Here is a 17130-nt window from a genome sequence, read left to right on the forward strand (position 1 = left end):
CATCTAGATAATGCGGGCAGGGTGCAATGTCGGGCGGAGTGTCGCTGCGGAGCCAAGATTGGAAAGCGACATTCTCGATGGTTGCCACCGCCCCCATCGTCATCCCCGCGAAAGCGGGGACCTAAGGCTCAGCTGGACGCGTTGGATCGAAATGGGCCCCCGCTTTCGCGGGAGTGACCCTACCGGCTACCGGTTCCGCCCGCCCGACGCGAAGCGCACCGCTTCCTGCGCGGCGCGCACCAGCGCCTTGGCCTTGTTGACGCTCTCCTGGAACTCGCCGTCGGGGGAACTGTCATAGACGATGCCGCCGCCGGCCTGCACATACATGACGCCGTCCTTCACGACGGCGGTCCTGAGCGCGATGCAGGTGTCCATCGCGCCATCGGCCGCGAAATAGCCGACCGCACCGCCATAGAGGCCGCGGCGCTCGGGCTCCAGCTCCTCGATAATCTCCATCGCGCGCACCTTGGGCGCGCCCGAGACCGTGCCGGCGGGGAAGCCCGCGATCAGCGCATCCATCGCGTCATGCTGGGGATCGATCTCGCCCTCGACGTTCGAGACGATATGCATGACATGCGAGTAGTACTCGATGGTGTATTTTTCCGTGACCTTGACGCTGCCGATCTTGGCGACGCGGCCGACATCGTTGCGGCCGAGATCGAGCAGCATGAGATGTTCGGCGCGTTCCTTGGGATCACCCAGGAGGTCTTCCGCCAGCGCCTTGTCCTCGACCGCGCTGGCACCGCGGCGGCGCGTGCCGGCGATGGGGCGGATCGTGACTTTCTTGTCGCGCAGCCGCACCAGGATCTCGGGGCTCGATCCGACGACGGAGAAGCCGCCGAAATCGAGGAAGAAGAGGAAGGGCGAGGGGTTGAGGCGGCGCAGCGAGCGATAGAGCGCGAAGGGCGACAGCTTGAAGGGCAGGCTGAAGCGCTGCGACAGCACCACCTGGAAGATGTCGCCGGCGAGGATGTATTCCTTCGCCTTCTGCACCATGGCGTGGAACTTCGACGAGGCCATGTTGGAGCTGGGCTCGGGCAGCTCGGCAGGGCCGCCGGCAGCCTCGCGCTGCTGCGGCAGGTTGCGGTCGAAATGCTCGACCGCAGCCGCCAGCCGCTCGCAGGCGAGGTTATAGGCGGCGCGCGCATCGAGCCCGGTCTGCGGGCGCACCGGCGTCACCACCGTGACGATGTCCTCGACATTGTCGAACACCGCCATGATCGTCGGCCGCAGGAAGACGCCGTCCGGCAGGCCCAGCCTGTCGGGCTGGATGTCGGGCAGCTTCTCCATCAGCCGCACCATGTCGTAGCCGAGATAGCCGAACAGGCCCGCCGCCATCGGCGGCAGGCCTTCGGGCAGCTCGATCTTCGATTCCTCGATCAGCGCGCGCAGCGAGGCGATCGCCCCGCCGGTAACGGGTTCGAAGCGGTTGGCATCGAAGCGCGCCTTGCGATTGATCTCGGCCTTGTCGCCATGGCAGCGCCAGATCAGGTCCGGCTGCAGGCCGATGAGCGAATAGCGCCCGCGAACGGCGCCGCCTTCGACGGATTCGAGCAGGAAGCTGTTCGGCTTGCCGTCGCAGAGCTTCAGCATCGCCGAGACCGGCGTTTCCAGGTCGGCGACCAGCCGGGTCCAGACGACGGTGGGGTGGCCGGCGCGATAGCGGGCTTCGACGTCTTCCAGGCTTGGCTCGACGCGCATGGCTCAGAACATCGCGTCGATGGCGGGCTGGTTGATCGTCACCCCGATCTCGCGGCGGAGCGAATCACCGAACTGCTGCACCACGTCGCCCTGATAGGCGGCGTCGAGTTCCTTCTGCAGCGCGTCGACGCCGGCCGGATCGGTCGCGGGGTTGGCCTCGTTGATCGTCGTCAGCCGCGCGACCACATGGCCGCCCTGGACCGGGACCGTCGCGGTCTGGCCCGTCTGCAGCGAGAACAGCTTGGTCACGAGATCCGGCGTCACATGCGCCTCGGCGTCGTTGGCGCTGCGCGTGACCGGCTTTGAGGTCGCGACCGTGCCCTGGACCTCGGCGGCGAGGGCCTGGATATCGCCATTCAGCCCCAACTTGCCGGCGAGCTCGCCGGCGCGGGCTGCGGCGGCCTTGTCGCGCTCGGCGGCCTTCCAGGCCGCCACGACCTGCGTGCGGACCTGATCGAGCGGACGCGTCGCCGCCGGGGTCGAGCCGTCGACCTTCACGATCACATAGCCGCCATTCGGGTCCTCGGTGAGGCTGGAGGTCGTCCCGACTTCCGTTGCGGTGGCGAGGCCGAGGACGAGCTGATTGCCGGCGACGTCGGCGACCGGCTGGCCGTCGGGGGCCAGGCCCTGCGCATCGACCTGGTCGATCTTGGTGACGGGGAGCCCGAGGGTCTTGGCCGCATCCTCGAGATTGGCGCCGCCGGCCAGCGCATCGTCGAGCTGGTTGGCGGTGTCGATCATCTTGTTGATGGCCAGCTCCTTGACCAGCTCCTTCTCGAGTTGGGGACGGGCCTGCTCGAAGGTCGACTTCACTTCGGGCTCGACCGTCATCACATGGATCACATGCCATCCCAGCGGCGTCTGGATCGGGCCCGCGGTCTTGCCGGCATCGGTCGCGAAGGCGGCATCAGTCAGGGCCTGGAGGTCGGTGACGAAGCTGCTCTTCTCGAGCTTGCCCAGCGGCACCGGCGGCGCGCCCGTCATTTCCTGCGCGACCTGCGCGAAATCGCCGCCCGCGGCCAGCTTGGCCACGGCTTCCTGCGCCTTGCCCTGATCCGAGAACACCATCTGCTCGACGTCGCGGCGCTCGGGCTGGTCGAACTCCTTCGCGCGCTGTTGATAGGCTTCCTGGAGCTTGTCGTCCGCCACCGTCAGGCCGGCCGCAAACTGGTCGGGCGTCAGCCGGACCATCGCCAGGCTGCGATATTCCGGGGCCTGGAACTGGTCCGGGTGGGCGTCATAGAAGGCCTTGGCCTCGTCATCGGTCGGCTCGGCCGGCTCCGGCATCGCGTTGTCGGCGACGACGAAGGTTTCCGCGACGCGCGTCTCGTTGCGATAGCGATAGAGCCGGTCGGTCAGGGGCTTCGGCGCGACCGCCCCGACGGAGACGGCCGACACGATCTCCTGGCGCAGCATTTCCTTGCGCTGGGCGGCCACATACTGGCCCTCACTGTTGCGCACCTCCTGCAGGAAGGCGGCAAAGCGGCCGAGGTCGAACTCGCCGACGCTGTTCTTGAACATCGGGTCGGTCTTGATCTGCTCGCGGACCTGCGCGTCGCTGACCGTCAGATGGAGGCGCTGCGCATAAGTGTCGTAAAGGGCGCGGACGACCAGGCCTGCCATGACCCGGTCGACCAGTCCCAGCTGCTTCGCCTGCTCGTTGGTAAAATTCTCGCCGAACACCTGGCGGTACTGGCGCATCTGGTGGTCGAACTCGTCCTGCAGCTCCGGACTGGTGATCTTGATACTGCCGATCGTCGCCAGATTGGGGGCCTGGACGCGCTGCCGCAGCATGTCGCCGATGCCCCAGACGCCGAAGGAGAGGACCAAGAAGGCGAAAAGGATCTTGATGACCCAGTTGGCGGCCTTGCTGCGAAGCGCGATGAGCATGAGGATGGGATCCGAAGGCGCCGAAAGGGCGCGGAAAAACGGCGGGCATCATAGGGTCGGCCCCCCGGCCCGGCAACAGGGGAAAGCCCACCGAAAGCCCCGGGGGCAGGGCGGTGGCGTCCGGGTCCTGCCTCATGCTACCACCCGCGGCCACACGCTGCTTTCGCGCTGCTGAAGAGGGTAAACCATGACCGACCGCGCCGGACGCCGACCCCTGGTCGCCGGGAACTGGAAGATGAACGGGCTCAAGGCCGACGGCCTGGCATTGACCGATGCGGTGCTGGCCGGCGTGCGGGGCGGGGCCTGGCGCTGCGAATTGCTGGTCTGTCCGCCGGCCACGCTGCTCTCTCTGGTCGGCGACCGTCTCAAGGGCTCGCCGGTGCGTCTGGGGGCGCAGGACTGCCATCACAAGCCGAGCGGCGCCCACACCGGCGATCTGGCCGCGCCGATGCTGGCCGATATCGGCTGCCGCTTCGTCATCGTCGGTCATTCCGAACGGCGTGCCGATCACGGCGAAACCGACGCCGAGGTGAAGGCCAAGGCCGAGGCGGCGATGGCGGCGACCCTCATTCCTATTGTCTGCGTCGGCGAAACTCTGGCCATGCGCGAGCGCGGCGACGCCCTGAAGGTCGTGGCGGCGCAACTCGCCGGCTCCCTGCCGGTGGGCGCCAGCGCCGATGGCTTGGTCGTGGCCTATGAGCCGGTTTGGGCGATCGGCACGGGCCGCACGCCGACCACGGCCGATATCGGCGCGATGCATCAGGCTCTCAGAGCCGAGCTGAAGCGTCATCTGGGCGCCGAATCCGATCGCATGCGGATCCTCTATGGCGGCTCCGTCAAAAGCAGCAATGCCGCGGAGATCCTGGCCATCGATGGCGTCGACGGGGCGCTCGTGGGCGGCGCCAGCCTCAAGGCCGAGGATTTCCTCACCATCGCGCGCGCCTGCGCCTGATCGGGCGCCGCGCCGCGAAAGGGCTCCAAAACCGGTCCTAACCCCTTGCTCGACCGCGTCAAACTTGCCACTGGCATCGGACGCGGGAAGCGGGTAGAACGGCGCGCGTTTGACGGTCGCCCGGCGCCTTCCGGCGCTACCCGATCCGGATCGTCCGGAATCAGGACCGATCGCTTCCGACTGACAGAACCCAGGGTTCCCCGATGCAACAGGTCGTGCTGGTGATTCACTTGATGCTCGCGGTCGCGCTCATCGCCGTCGTGCTGATGCAACGCAGCGAGGGCGGTGGCATCGGTCTCGGCACCGCCGGCAGCGGCGGCATGGGCGGGTTCCTCTCCGGTCGCGGCCAGGCGAACCTGCTGACGCGCACCACGGCGATCATCGCCGCCTGCTTCATCGCCACCAGCATCCTGCTGGCGCTGCTCGCGCGCCATGGCACCGGGCCGGTCTCGATCTTCGATCAGGCCACGCCGCCGCCCGCGCAGGAGCAGCCGCTGCAGCCGAGCGACTCGGGCACCGGCACGGGCACCACCGCGCCGACGACTCCAACGGCGCCCAGCGTCCCGCTCGGACAGCAGTAGCCGGTTCAGGAATTCAAGGGTTTCTGCGGCTCGCGCGCTGCATGGGCGCCATGCGCGCGGCTGTGCTTGCGGCGCGGGTTCAAATCGAGGGATAAAGGTCTCCCATGACGCGGTTCATATTTGTCACCGGCGGCGTGGTCTCCTCTCTCGGCAAAGGACTCTCCGCAGCGGCCCTCGGCGCGCTTCTTCAGGCGCGCGGATTCAAGGTGCGTCTGCGCAAGCTGGACCCCTATCTCAATGTCGATCCGGGCACGATGAGCCCGACCCAGCATGGCGAGGTCTATGTCACCGATGACGGGGCCGAGACCGATCTCGATCTCGGCCATTACGAGCGCTTCACCGGCGTCGCCTCGCGGCGCAGCGACAACGTCACCTCGGGACGCATCTACTCGACCGTGATCGCGCGCGAGCGGCGCGGCGACTATCTCGGCGCCACGGTGCAGGTCATTCCCCATGTCACCGACGCCATCAAGGAATTCGTCACCGCCGATCTCCATGGCGAGGATTTCCTGATCTGTGAGGTCGGCGGCACGGTCGGCGATATCGAAAGCCTGCCCTTCCTCGAAGCGATCCGCCAGCTCGGCAACGAGCTGGGGCCGGAACGCTCGATGTTCGTGCATCTGACGCTGGTGCCCTGGATCCCTTCGGCCGGCGAGCTCAAGACCAAGCCGACCCAGCATTCGGTCAAGGAGCTGCAAGGCGTCGGCATCCGGCCGGATCTCCTGCTCTGCCGCTGCGACCGTCCGATCTCGCCGGAATCGCGGCGCAAGATCGCGCTGTTCTGCAATCTGCGACCCGAGGCGGTGATCCCCGCCCTCGATGTCGACACGATCTACCGGGTGCCGATCGCCTATCACGAGCAGGGTTTCGACACCGAAGTCTGCCGGCATTTCAAGCTGGACAGCAAGGAGCCCGCGCTCGCCAACTGGCATCATGTCGTGACTCGCGTGCGCGAGCCGGAAAGCAACGTCCAGATCGCGGTGGTGGGCAAATACACGGCGTTGCTCGACAGCTACAAGTCGCTGGCCGAGGCGCTCACCCATGGCGGCATCGCCAACAATGCCAAGGTCAAGCTGAACTGGATCGATTCCGAGATCTTCGAGCGCGAGGACGCGGTCCATCATCTCGAGGACGTCAACGGCATCCTGGTGCCGGGCGGCTTCGGTGAGCGTGGGGCCGAGGGCAAGATCGCGGCGGCGCGGTTCGCGCGCGAGCGCAAGGTGCCCTATTTCGGCATCTGTTTCGGCATGCAGATGGCCGTGATCGAGGCGGCGCGGCATCTGGCCGGCATCGAGCGGGCGGGCTCGACCGAGTTCGGTCCTTGCGAAGATGCGGTGGTCGGTCTCATGACCGAGTGGGTGAAGGGCAACCAGGTCGAGCGGCGCAGCTCGAACAGCGATCTCGGCGGCACCATGCGGCTCGGCGCCTATGACTGCAACCTGGCCGAAGGCAGCCAGGTCGCCGACATCTATGGACGGCTCCATATCAGCGAGCGGCACCGCCATCGCTACGAGGTGAACATCAACTACAAGGACCGGCTGGAGCAGGTGGGCCTGCGCTTCTCCGGCATGTCGCCCGACGGGATCCTGCCCGAGATCGTCGAGATTCCAGAGCATCCCTGGTTCATCGGCGTGCAGTTCCACCCGGAGCTGAAATCCAAGCCCTTCGAGCCGCACCCGCTCTTCACCTCCTTCATCCACGCCGCCCTCGAGCAGAGCCGGTTGGTGTAAGCACCGCGCGAGCCCTCTCTGCTTGTCATGCCCGGGCTTGACCCGGGCATCCAGGGGACGACCCGCAAACCGTGGCACTGCCCCTGGACCCTCGGGTCAAGCCCGAGGGTGACAGAACGAAACGAATGATCGGACACACCCCCATGACCCAGCAACGCCACGTTCATGTCGGCCAGGTAACCTTCGGCAACGACAAGCCCCTGTCGCTGATCGCGGGGCCCTGCCAGCTCGAATCCCGCGCCCATGCGCATGAGATGTGCCAGGCGCTGTCGGAGCTGACGGCCAGGCTCGGCATCGGCCTCGTCTACAAGACCTCGTTCGACAAGGCCAACCGCACCAGCCTCAAGGGCGAGCGGGGCTTGGGCATGGCGAAGAGCCTGCCGATCATGGCCGAGCTGCGCGAGACCTATGGCTGCCCGATCCTCACCGACATCCATTCGGTCGAGCAATGCGAACCGGTCGCCGAAGCGGTGGACATCCTGCAGATCCCGGCCTTCCTCTGCCGCCAGACCGACCTGCTGCTGGCCGCGGCCGAGACCGGCAAGACCATCAATGTGAAGAAGGGCCAGTTCCTGGCGCCCTGGGACATGAAGAACGTCGTGGCCAAGATCGCCTCGACCGGCAACCAGAACATCCTCCAGACCGAGCGCGGCGCTTCCTTCGGCTACAACACGCTGGTCTCCGACATGCGCAGCCTGCCGATCATGGCCGAGAGCGGCTATCCGGTCGTGTTCGACGCCACCCATTCGGTGCAGCAGCCGGGCGGGCAGGGGACCTCGACGGGCGGACAGCGCGAGTTCGTGCCGGTGCTGGCGCGCGCGGCGGTCGCGGTCGGCGTCGCCGGCGTCTTCATGGAGACCCACCAGGACCCCGACCATGCGCCCTCGGACGGTCCCAACATGGTGCATTTGAAGCAGATGCCGGAACTGCTACGGCGGCTGATGGCGTTCGACAAGGTCGCCAAGGCCGCGGCTTGAAGACACCGGCCCCGACGGGTCTGTCCCGACTGTAATTTGCGATTGACGTCACGGCGCCTCTAGCATCGGGGAAATCCAAAAGGGGATTTCTCGATGCGATGGGCCTCGCTGTTATCGGCGTTTTTCGTGATTCTGATTGTCGCCACGCCTGCGCCTGCGGCTGATCGCATCGGCTTGGTGCTGATGCACGGCAAGACCGGCATGCCGACGCAGCTCGCCAAGCTCGCCGCAGCGTTGAGGACTTCGGGTTACATCGTCGACACGCCCGAGATGTGCTGGTCGAAGACCCGGATCTTCGACAAATCGCTAGCGGATTGCGTGGCCGAGATCGACAAGGCCATCGCCGGCTTGAAGGTCCAAGGCGCCACGAGGATCGTCGTCACCGGCATGAGCCTGGGCGGCACGGTCGCACTCTATTATGGCGCCGACCACACCGGGCTCGCCGGCATCATCGCGTTGGCGCCAGCCGCCGATCCGGTCAACCCGTCGCCCTTTCCCAAGTTCGTCCTGAGCCGCGAGACCGCGCAACATATGGTGGAAGCCGGACAAGAACGGACGATCGTCGCGTTCTCCGACATCGTGTCAGGCAAGCTCGTCCTCGTTCGAGCCAGCGCCGCCAACTTCCTGAGCTTTCATGGCCCCCACAGCCCGATAATCACGATCAAATCCATGATGCGGACCGTGCTCCCGAGCCTGACGATCCCGCTGCTGTGGGTTTCGGGGACGCGCGACAACAGCCAGAGCATCGCCAACGAGGCCTTCGCATCCGTGTACCGCAATCCCCTCGATCGCCATGTCGCGGTCGATGCCGACCATGTGGGAACGCCCGATGCCTCGATCGCCGCGGTGGAGGATTGGCTGAAGACGCTGCAGTGACCCGAGAGCGACCTCTCAGCCACCCTGGCTTTCGCCGGTCAGCCTGCGATTGGCCTCGCCCAGCGAGCTCTTCTGCCGGCCGGCCGCATCGAAGTTCGACGGCTCCAGCCAGCGCTCGAAATTCTCGCGGATCGCGGGCCATTCATGGTCCATGATCGCGTACCACGCTGTGTCGCGGTTGCGATTCTTGTAGACAATGTGCTGGCGGAAGATCCCTTCGAAACGGAAGCCGAAGCGAAAGGCTGCCGAGCGCGAGGGCGCGTTGAGCGAATCGCATTTCCATTCGAGCCGGCGATAACCCAGCTCGTCGAACACATGGCGGAACATGAGATACATGGCCTCGACCGTGAGGCGCGTGCGCTGGGTCTTCGGCTCGTACCAGATATGGCCGACCTCGATCACGCCCTGGCTGGGGCGGATATTGAGGAAGCTCAGCATGCCCTTGGGATCGCCGGTCGCGATATCCACCACGGTATAGAATTGCGGCTCGGTCAGCGGCGCCTGGGATTCGAGCCAGGTCATGAAGGCGGCTTCGCTGTCCCAGGGCCCGTAGGGCATGTAGGTCCAAAGTCGTTTGGTCGCCTCGTCAACATGGCTCTGCACATAGAGTCGATGTCCGTGACGCTTCGGATCCACCAGCTCGAGCCGCACATAACGGCCTTCGAGCGTTCCGTGGATCGGCGGCTTGCCGGAGGGAAATTTCGTCAGGGTCGGGCCTACGGGCAACATCGGGTCTTTTTCTCCGGTTCGGGCGCGGCATGGGTTGCGGTGGCGACAAACTAGCGCGAGGCTGAGGCCTCTGTCGAACCGGCTGGAAAAGGCGACAACGCAGGCCCCGGGAATCGTCGTCTCCGCCGCCCCCGACCCGCCGCATCGAAGAGAGGAAATCGAGCATGGAGATGGTCCAGCATTTTCGGTCCATGGCCCGGAACAACGCCTGGTCGAACTATCGGCTGCACAAGGCCTGCGCCGGTTTGACCGAGGCGGAGTTCAACCAGAAGCGGGTGAGCTTCTTTCCGTCGCTGCCACTGACCCTGCTGCATATCCTGGAGGTGGACTGGCTCTATCTGGATCAGCTCGAGGCGACGCCGACGGACCGCGACGCCATGGATTACAACCTGCCCTACAGGACGCTGGCCGAGCTGACCCCCGCGCAGCAGGCGATGGACCTTCGGTTGATCGCCTATTGCGAGCGGCTGACCCCGCAGACTGTCGATGCGCCCGTGGTCATTCGCAGAGCGGACGGATATCGGCCGGTCAACCCCGCCTCGGCGGTTCTGAGCCACCTCTTCGTCCATCAAATCCATCACCGCGGTCAGGTTCACGCCATGCTGGCGGGAACCTCGGTGCCGCCGCCGCAGCTCGACGAGTTCTTCCTGATCGAGGATCAGCCCCTGCGCGCGCCCGATCTGGCCGCGCTTGAGTTGCCCTGACTGCCGCCCTATAAGCGGCCGGTAACGGTACCGGCTCGTCTCTCCTGGCGCCGGCCGGGCCACCACAGAATCGTCATATTGGAAGGGGACCTTTCACCCATGTCCGCCATTCTCGACATCAGCGGCCGCGAGATTCTCGACAGCCGTGGCAATCCCACGGTCGAGGTCGATGTGCATCTCGAAAGCGGCGCCTTCGGCCGCGCGGCCGTGCCCTCCGGCGCCTCGACCGGCAGCCATGAAGCGGTCGAGAAGCGCGACGGCGACAAGAAGCGCTATCTCGGCAAGGGCGTGCGCGAGGCGGCCGCCGCCGTGAATGGCGAGATCCTCGACGCGCTCTCGGGCATCGAGGCCGAGGAGCAGGCCAAGGTCGATCGCATGCTGATCGAGCTCGACGGCACGCCTAACAAGAGCCGGCTCGGCGCCAACGCCATCCTCGGCGTCAGCCTCGCCGTCGCCAAGGCCGCGGCCCAGCATGCCGGCCTGCCGCTCTATCGCTATGTCGGGGGCACGGCGGCGCGCAAGCTGCCGGTGCCGCTGATGAACATCGTCAATGGCGGCGCCCACGCCGACAACCCGATCGACTTCCAGGAATTCATGATCCTGCCGGTGAAGGCGCCCAGCTTCGCCGAAGCCCTGCGCATCGGCGTCGAGGTGTTCCATGCGCTGAAAGCCGAGCTCAAGGGCGCCGGCCATTCGACCAATGTCGGCGACGAGGGCGGCTTCGCGCCCAATCTCGCCAGTGCCGACGTGGCGCTGGCCACGATCATGAAGGCGATTGAGCGCGCGGGCTACAAGCCGGGCGAGCAGGTGGCGCTCGGCCTCGACGTCGCCGCCAGCGAATTCTACAAAAACGGCAAGTATGTGATGGAAGGCGAGGGCAAGACGCTCGATGCTGGCGGGATGGTGAAGTTCTACGAGGATCTGGTGAAGCGCTATCCGATCGTCACCATCGAGGACGGCATGGCCGAGGACGATTGGGACGGCTGGGCCGAATTGACGCGCGCGCTGGGCGCCAAGGTGCAGCTCGTCGGCGACGATCTCTTCGTGACCAACCCCAAGCGCCTCGCGGAAGGCATCGCCAAGGGCGTCGCCAATGCAGTGCTGGTCAAGGTCAACCAGATCGGCACGCTGACCGAGACGCTCGAGACCGTCGAGGTCGCGCACAAGGCGGGCTATCGCGCGGTGATGTCGCATCGCTCGGGCGAGACAGAGGATTCCACCATCGCCGATCTCGCGGTCGCCACCAATTGCGGCCAGATCAAAACCGGCTCGCTCAGCCGCTCGGACCGCCTGGCGAAATACAATCAGTTGCTGCGCATCGAGCAGGAGCTGGGCCAGAGCGCGATCTATCCGGGCCGGAGCGCTCTCGCACGAGGATAACCATGATCAAGGTCGTTCAAGCCTACGACGGCGCACTCATCACGGAGGTGCCGTCCGACGATGCGAACGCCTTGGAAACCAAGCTCGCGACGGCGCGGCGAACCTTCCTCGATCGGGACGGCTGGCTGGCGCCGCATGAGCGCATTGCCATTCTCCACCGGCTGGCGGACCTGCTGGCCGGCAAGGTCGGTCATTTTGCGAAGCTGATCGCGCGGGAAGGCGGTAAGCCGCTGACCGATGCGAAGGCCGAGGCCTTGCGCGCGGTCGACGGCGTCCGCAACGGCGCGGACGAGCTGCGCAACTTCGCCGGCCGCGAAATCCCCATGGGCCTGACCCCCGCCAGCACGCGGCGCATGGCCTTCACCATCAAGGAGCCGATCGGCGTCGTCGCCGCGATCTCGGCCTTCAATCATCCCCTGAACCTGATCGTCCATCAGGTGGTGCCGGCGATCGCAGTGGGATGCCCGATCATCGTCAAGCCCGCCTCGAGCACGCCGCTCAGCTGTCTCGAGTTCGTCGGGCTGGTGCGGGAGTCGGGGCTGCCGGAGCCCTGGTGCCAGACCTTCCTGCCCGAGCACACCGCCCTGGCGGAAGCCTTCGCGACGGATTCGCGCGTGGCGTTCCTGAGCTTCATCGGCTCGGCCGCGGTGGGTTGGCGCCTGCGCAGCAAGCTCGCCCCGGGCACGCGCTGCGCGCTCGAGCATGGCGGAGCGGCACCTGTCATCGTCGACCGCAGCGCGGATCTCGATCTGACCGTCCCCTCGCTGGTGAAGGGCGGTTATTACCATGCGGGCCAGGTCTGCGTGTCGACGCAGCGCATCTATGTCCATAACGCCATCAAGGCGGAGTTCGTGGCCCGCTTCACCGAGGCCGTGAAGGCGCTGAAGGTCGGCGATCCGACCCTGCCCACGACCGAGGTCGGACCGCTGATCCTGCCGAAGGAAGCCGACCGGGTCATGGCCTGGATCGAGGAAGCGAAGGCTGCCGGCGCCGAAATCACCACGGGCGGCGAAAGATTGTCCGAGCGGGTGATCAGCCCCGCAGTGCTGGTCGAGCCGCCGGCCGATGTCCGCATCTCACGCGAGGAAGTGTTCGGGCCGGTGACCTGCGTCTACGGCTTCGACATGGTCGAGACGGCGATCCAGTCGGCCAACAGCCTGCCGCTCGCCTTTCAGGCCTCGATCTACACGCAGGATCTCAACTTCGCGCTCGAGGTGGCGCCGCGCCTGGACGGCTCGGCCGTGATGATCAACGACCACACGGCCTTCCGCGTCGACTGGATGCCCTTCGCCGGCCACCGCCATTCCGGCTACGGCATCGGCGGCATCCCCTGGACGATGCGCGAGATGACGCACGAGAAGATGATGGTGTTCAAGTCGTAGGGCTGGACTCGTTGTCATGCCGGCGAAGGAGCGTGTGAAAGAATCGGGCGGAGCATAGAAACTCCATGCCCCCTCCCGCAAGGGGAGGGGGCGAGAGAATTTCTGACGCCCTCTTACGGCATCATTCGTTTTCTTCACACGCTCGAAGGCCGGCATCCTGAACACCCATCGAGCAAAAACTGGCGAAGGCCTGTGTTCAGGACCCCGGCCGGAGCCTGTCCTCGTGCGCGCCTATGGCGCGACACGGGGGCCGGGGTGACGAATGAGCGCATTGCGGCGCTCTCCTAATCTTCGTTACGCCCGCGACGCCCACCCATCTTCCGTCGCATGCGTTCGATCCAGCGCAGCAGCGGCAAGCGCGCGCGGGCTTCCTCAAGCTCGAGGCCCACGAGGGTGATGCGGTCGCCTTCGGTCGCGCGCACGGTGAGCTCGACCGGTGCCAGCTTCACGCGGTCGCCGACAACCGGCAGCCGGCCGATCCGGCGCGCGAGCCAGTCGCCGACCGTGAGGCCCTTGGCGTCGGCGGGCAGGGGCAGGCCGTATTCCTTCGCGATGAGCTCGAAAGAGGCGGTGGGATCGAACATGAATTCGCCCAGGCCTTCGATCTGGTCGCCTTCGCTGCCGCCGGCGGCAAAGAGCTTGTCGACCGCGTGGCGCTGTTCGGGCGGCACCAGCAGAATCACATAATCGTCGGCCTCGAGCTTGCCGGGCTCCGTCGGCGGCAGGATGCGGCCCTCTCGCACCACGCCGAGGCTGCCGGTGCGCGGCGGCAGCGGCAGGGTCGAGGGCGAATAGTCGAGCGCGTTGCTGCCCTCGGGGATGCGCCAGCCGAGAATGTCGCGATCGGCCGCATCCGGCAGCTCGAACAACCGGCTCGCCTCGGGCTCCGGTTCCGCCGGCACCTCGAGGCCCAGCGCCTTCGCCAAAGCCGGCGCGGTCCAGCCCTGGACCACCAGCGACAGCAGCACCATGACGAAGGCCACGTCGAAATAGGTGCGGCCATTGGGCAGGCCCGCCAGCACCGGCAGACAGCCCAGGAAGATCGGCACCGCGCCGCGCAATCCCACCGAGCTGATGAAGGCGAGGGAAGGGCGGTCGAACCTGAAGGGCAGCAATGACACCAGCACGGCCAGCGGCCGCGCCACGAATATCAGCGCGAAAGCGATCACCAGCGACGGAATGGTCAGGGGCAGGAACTCGGTCGGCGTGACCAAGAGCCCTAGCAGCAGGAACATCACGACCTGCGCCAGCCAGACCAGCCCGTCATGGAACCGGATCACCATCTGCTGGGCGCGGAAGGGCTTGCTGCCCATGACGATGCCGGCGAGATAGACCGCGAGGAACCCGCTGGCGCCGACCGCGTTGGCGGCGGCGAACAGCACCAGCGCGCCCGCGGCCACCAGGATCGGATAGAGCCCGACCGCGAGCTCGATGCGATCGATGAGCCAGCGCAAGGCCCAGCCGCCGAGCAGCCCGAAGGCGGCACCGCCGGCCATCTGCAGCACCAGCGACAGTGCCACCATCAGCGGCCCCGTTTCGCCGGCATGGAGCAGCCATTCGACGCAGGAGATGGTGAGGAACACCGCCATGGGATCGTTCATGCCGGATTCCGCCTCGAGCGTGGCCTGGACCCGCATGTTCAACGCTCGATTGCCGCGCGAGAGCAGCAGGAACACGGCAGCAGCATCGGTCGAGGCCAGGATCGCCCCCAGCAGCAGCCCCTCGACCGTGCCGAAACTCAGGACCTCATAGGCGACGAAGGCGACGATGACCGCCGTGATGAGAACGCCCACCGTTGCCAGGGACAAGCCTGGCCAAAGGGCCAGGCGGAACACCGTGCGGGTCGTGCGCAGGCCACCATCGAACAGGATCAGCGCCAGCGCGACGCTGCCCACCATGTAGGTCAGGTGGAAATCGTTGAAGACGATGCCACCGGGCCCGTCCTGGCCCGCCAGCATGCCCAGGATCAGGAAGATCAACAGCACCGGCGCGCCGAGCCGCGTGGCATAGGCGCTCGCCAGGATACTGAGCACCACCAGCCCGGCGCCAACCAGCAATGTGACCGAGATCGATTCCATGAGAATCAACATAACCGATACGCGTCCGAGCGCGAGACTTCGCGTTCGGTGCGGTTGATTTTTTTCGATCGGGAGGAGGTCGCGGCGATCCGCGCGGGATCAGCGGTCGCGACCTTCCAGAAATTCCTGCAGCGTCCGTTCGGCCGTGCCGATATGCGCGACCAGGATCCGGCAGGCGAGGGCGGGCTTGCGGGCCTGCGCCGCCTCGAGCATGGCGCGATGCTCGCCCTGCGAAATGTGATGCCGGCCCATCGCGGCGAGGTGGAAGCGCAAATAGCGATCCGCCTGCGCCAGATGCTGCTCGATCAGGGAGAGAAGGCGGGGGCGCCCGGCGCGGGCATAGAGCGTCATATGGAAACGCTGGTTGAGTTCGCCCAACCGGTTTTGATCCGGCTCGCCATCCATCTCCGCCAGGATCTCGCCGGCGCGATCGAGATCGGCGCCGCTGAGCTTCGGGAAAGAGAGGCGCAGGGCGACGGGCTCGAGCGCCAGGCGGATGGTGTAGTTGTCGGCCGCGTCCTCGGCCGAGATCTCCGCCACGACGGCGCCGCGATGCGGATAGAAATCGACCAGCGCCTGCGCTTCGAGTTGGCGCAGCGCTTCGCGGATCGGCATCCGGCTGACGCCGAAGGTCGCGGCCAGTTCCTCCTGGCGGAGGGCTGAGCCCGCGGCCAGCGCGCCGCTCAGGATCGCCTGCTTGAGGGTCGCCTCGACGAACTCGGTCGCGGTCCGGAAGCGGGGCCGGGAACGGTCGATGAGCTGGGCGAGGTTGTCCGCCATGCGGTCCCGGATTGTCGATTGGATCCAATTCAACTATAGAGATCCCAGGAGAGGCTGCCAAGCGCAGGCGAAGGCGGTCCTCGCCACGGGGGAAATATCGACGCCATGGATGCCGACCGCGCGACCGATCTGCCGGTGAAAGCCGCCCGCGGCCAGGCCATCACGACCGGGTTGCTGGCCGCCTTCGTCGGTTTCGGCAGCTCGTTTGCGGTGGTGGTCCAGGGCCTGGTCGGCGTGGGCGCGAGCCCGGCGCAATCGGCTTCCGGTCTACTGGTGCTCAGCGTCGGCATGGGACTGCTCGGCATTCTGCTGAGCCTGCGCTACCGCATGCCCATCAGCGTCGCCTGGTCCACGCCCGGAGCCGCCCTCCTGGCGACGACCGGGGCGCCGGAAGGCGGGTTCGCGGCCGCCGTGGGGGCCTTCCTGGCGGTCGGCGCGCTCATCGTGCTGGCGGGACTGTGGAAGCCGCTGGGCCGCCTCGTCGCCGCCATTCCATCCTCGATCGCGAACGCGATGCTGGCGGGCGTGCTGTTCCATCTCTGCATCGCGCCTTTTCTCGCCATCGCCGAGATTCCGATGCTGGCGCTGCCCGTGGTGCTGCTCTGGGCCGTCGTCGCGCGCTTCTGGCGGCTCTATGCCGTGCCAGCCGCCGTGATCCTGGCCGTGGCGCTGATGTTCTGGAACGGGGCAGGGCCGTTGCCGCCGGTCGACCAGCTCTGGCCGCAACTGACGTTCGTTCCGCCGGTCTTCTCCTGGAGCGCCATGGTCAGCATCGCGCTGCCGCTGTTCCTGGTGACGATGGCCTCGCAGAACATTCCGGGCTTCGCCGTATTGCAGGCCAACGATTTCCATCCGCCTTCGCGGCCGCTGATCGTCACCACCGGCATCGGCACCATGATCGTGGCGCCCTTCGGCGGCCATGCCGTCAATCTCGCGGCGATCACGGCCGCGCTCTGCGCCGGGCCCGATGCGCATCCCGATCCCAGCCGCCGCTACATCGCCGCGGTGACGACCGGCGTCGGCTATATCGGTTTCGGCATGTTGGCGGTGGCCGCCACGGCCTGGATCAGCGCGTCGCCGCCCTTGCTGATCGAAGCGGTGGCGGGGCTGGCCTTGCTCGGCGCCTTCGGCTCGGCGCTGGGCAATGCACTGCTACAGCCGGGCGAACGCGACGCCGCCCTGGTGACCCTGATCGCGACCGCGTCAGGTATGTCATTCGCGGGCATCGGCTCTGCCTTCTGGGGATTGCTCGCGGGCGGGATCATGCTGGCACTGCGCCGGCTGAAGCCGTAATTCTTGAGACCTCGATCGCGCGCGGACCCTGACTCACGCGCGAGACAAAAGCTCCCGACATGCTGCAGTGAAAGGCC

The 17130-nt window shown here is 66.6% G+C and carries 14 protein-coding genes; 9 read left to right on the forward strand and 5 right to left on the reverse strand.

Annotation, left to right across the window (positions count from 1 at the left end; all coding sequences use genetic code 11):
• Positions 1-186 precede the first annotated feature (186 nt).
• Positions 187-1701: an anthranilate synthase component I gene (trpE, locus tag FRZ44_RS12320; RefSeq protein WP_151177469.1), complete on the reverse strand. Its 1515-nt coding sequence runs from the start codon at positions 1699-1701 to the stop codon at positions 187-189.
• 3 nt (positions 1702-1704) lie between these two features.
• Complete coding sequence (locus FRZ44_RS12325; RefSeq protein ID WP_151177470.1) at positions 1705-3591, reverse strand: peptidyl-prolyl cis-trans isomerase; 1887 nt, start codon at positions 3589-3591, stop codon at positions 1705-1707.
• Between the two features lie 187 nt (positions 3592-3778).
• Here FRZ44_RS12325 and tpiA point away from each other — a divergent pair, with 187 nt between their 5' ends.
• The 5 genes from tpiA to FRZ44_RS12350 all read left to right on the forward strand — a co-directional run bounded on the left by tpiA (position 3779) and on the right by FRZ44_RS12350 (position 8707).
• The gene (gene tpiA / locus FRZ44_RS12330; protein WP_151177471.1) at positions 3779-4543 is read left to right on the forward strand and encodes a triose-phosphate isomerase; all 765 of its coding nucleotides are present in this window, start codon (positions 3779-3781) and stop codon (positions 4541-4543) included.
• 203 nt (positions 4544-4746) lie between these two features.
• Positions 4747-5124, forward strand: a complete 378-nt coding sequence (secG, locus tag FRZ44_RS12335; protein ID WP_151177472.1) for a preprotein translocase subunit SecG — start codon at positions 4747-4749, stop codon at positions 5122-5124.
• Positions 5125-5228: 104 nt separating this feature from the next.
• Complete coding sequence (locus tag FRZ44_RS12340) at positions 5229-6854, forward strand: CTP synthase (protein WP_151177473.1); 1626 nt, start codon at positions 5229-5231, stop codon at positions 6852-6854.
• 143 nt (positions 6855-6997) lie between these two features.
• On the forward strand, positions 6998-7831 hold the full coding sequence (gene kdsA / locus FRZ44_RS12345) for a 3-deoxy-8-phosphooctulonate synthase (RefSeq protein WP_151177474.1): 834 nt from the start codon (positions 6998-7000) through the stop codon (positions 7829-7831).
• A 126-nt stretch (positions 7832-7957) separates the two neighbouring features.
• On the forward strand, positions 7958-8707 hold the full coding sequence (locus FRZ44_RS12350; RefSeq protein WP_191908555.1) for an alpha/beta hydrolase: 750 nt from the start codon (positions 7958-7960) through the stop codon (positions 8705-8707).
• A 15-nt stretch (positions 8708-8722) separates the two neighbouring features.
• On the opposite strand, the gene FRZ44_RS12355 is transcribed toward FRZ44_RS12350, so the two are convergent.
• A complete protein-coding gene (locus FRZ44_RS12355; protein ID WP_151177476.1) occupies positions 8723-9436 on the reverse strand; it encodes a GNAT family N-acetyltransferase in 714 nt (237 codons plus the stop codon).
• Between the two features lie 164 nt (positions 9437-9600).
• Between FRZ44_RS12355 and FRZ44_RS12360 the strand changes: the two genes are divergently transcribed.
• The 3 genes from FRZ44_RS12360 to FRZ44_RS12370 all read left to right on the forward strand — a co-directional run bounded on the left by FRZ44_RS12360 (position 9601) and on the right by FRZ44_RS12370 (position 12902).
• A complete protein-coding gene (locus tag FRZ44_RS12360; RefSeq protein ID WP_151177477.1) occupies positions 9601-10140 on the forward strand; it encodes a DinB family protein in 540 nt (179 codons plus the stop codon).
• Between the two features lie 99 nt (positions 10141-10239).
• Entirely contained in the window at positions 10240-11520 is a 1281-nt protein-coding gene (eno, locus tag FRZ44_RS12365) for a phosphopyruvate hydratase (RefSeq protein ID WP_151177478.1), read from the forward strand.
• A 2-nt stretch (positions 11521-11522) separates the two neighbouring features.
• A complete protein-coding gene (locus FRZ44_RS12370) occupies positions 11523-12902 on the forward strand; it encodes an aldehyde dehydrogenase family protein (RefSeq protein WP_151177479.1) in 1380 nt (459 codons plus the stop codon).
• Positions 12903-13186: 284 nt separating this feature from the next.
• Here FRZ44_RS12370 and FRZ44_RS12375 read toward each other — a convergent pair whose 3' ends face one another.
• Positions 13187-14992, reverse strand: a complete 1806-nt coding sequence (locus FRZ44_RS12375; RefSeq protein WP_151177480.1) for a potassium/proton antiporter — start codon at positions 14990-14992, stop codon at positions 13187-13189.
• An 87-nt stretch (positions 14993-15079) separates the two neighbouring features.
• Complete coding sequence (locus FRZ44_RS12380) at positions 15080-15760, reverse strand: GntR family transcriptional regulator (RefSeq protein ID WP_151177481.1); 681 nt, start codon at positions 15758-15760, stop codon at positions 15080-15082.
• 105 nt (positions 15761-15865) lie between these two features.
• On the opposite strand from FRZ44_RS12380, the gene FRZ44_RS12385 reads away from it, so the two are divergent.
• Positions 15866-17053: a benzoate/H(+) symporter BenE family transporter gene (locus tag FRZ44_RS12385; RefSeq protein WP_151177482.1), complete on the forward strand. Its 1188-nt coding sequence runs from the start codon at positions 15866-15868 to the stop codon at positions 17051-17053.
• Positions 17054-17130 lie beyond the last annotated feature (77 nt).

It is taken from the genome of Hypericibacter terrae, assembly GCF_008728855.1.
GTDB lineage: Bacteria > Pseudomonadota > Alphaproteobacteria > Dongiales > Dongiaceae > Hypericibacter > Hypericibacter terrae.

Bases quoted from the DNA above. Each gene is read 5' to 3' on its own strand.
- FRZ44_RS12325 (WP_151177470.1), bottom strand. From the start codon at position 3,591: ATGCTCATCGCGCTTCGCAGCAAGGCCGCCAACTGGGTCATCAAGATC.
- tpiA (WP_151177471.1), top strand. From the start codon at position 3,779: ATGACCGACCGCGCCGGACGCCGACCCCTGGTCGCCGGGAACTGGAAG.
- FRZ44_RS12385 (WP_151177482.1), top strand. From the start codon at position 15,866: ATGGATGCCGACCGCGCGACCGATCTGCCGGTGAAAGCCGCCCGCGGC.
- FRZ44_RS12375 (WP_151177480.1), bottom strand. From the start codon at position 14,992: ATGTTGATTCTCATGGAATCGATCTCGGTCACATTGCTGGTTGGCGCC.
- FRZ44_RS12370 (WP_151177479.1), top strand. From the start codon at position 11,523: ATGATCAAGGTCGTTCAAGCCTACGACGGCGCACTCATCACGGAGGTG.
- kdsA (WP_151177474.1), top strand. From the start codon at position 6,998: ATGACCCAGCAACGCCACGTTCATGTCGGCCAGGTAACCTTCGGCAAC.
- trpE (WP_151177469.1), bottom strand. From the start codon at position 1,701: ATGCGCGTCGAGCCAAGCCTGGAAGACGTCGAAGCCCGCTATCGCGCC.
- secG (WP_151177472.1), top strand. From the start codon at position 4,747: ATGCAACAGGTCGTGCTGGTGATTCACTTGATGCTCGCGGTCGCGCTC.
- eno (WP_151177478.1), top strand. From the start codon at position 10,240: ATGTCCGCCATTCTCGACATCAGCGGCCGCGAGATTCTCGACAGCCGT.
- FRZ44_RS12340 (WP_151177473.1), top strand. From the start codon at position 5,229: ATGACGCGGTTCATATTTGTCACCGGCGGCGTGGTCTCCTCTCTCGGC.
- FRZ44_RS12355 (WP_151177476.1), bottom strand. From the start codon at position 9,436: ATGTTGCCCGTAGGCCCGACCCTGACGAAATTTCCCTCCGGCAAGCCG.
- FRZ44_RS12360 (WP_151177477.1), top strand. From the start codon at position 9,601: ATGGAGATGGTCCAGCATTTTCGGTCCATGGCCCGGAACAACGCCTGG.
- FRZ44_RS12380 (WP_151177481.1), bottom strand. From the start codon at position 15,760: ATGGCGGACAACCTCGCCCAGCTCATCGACCGTTCCCGGCCCCGCTTC.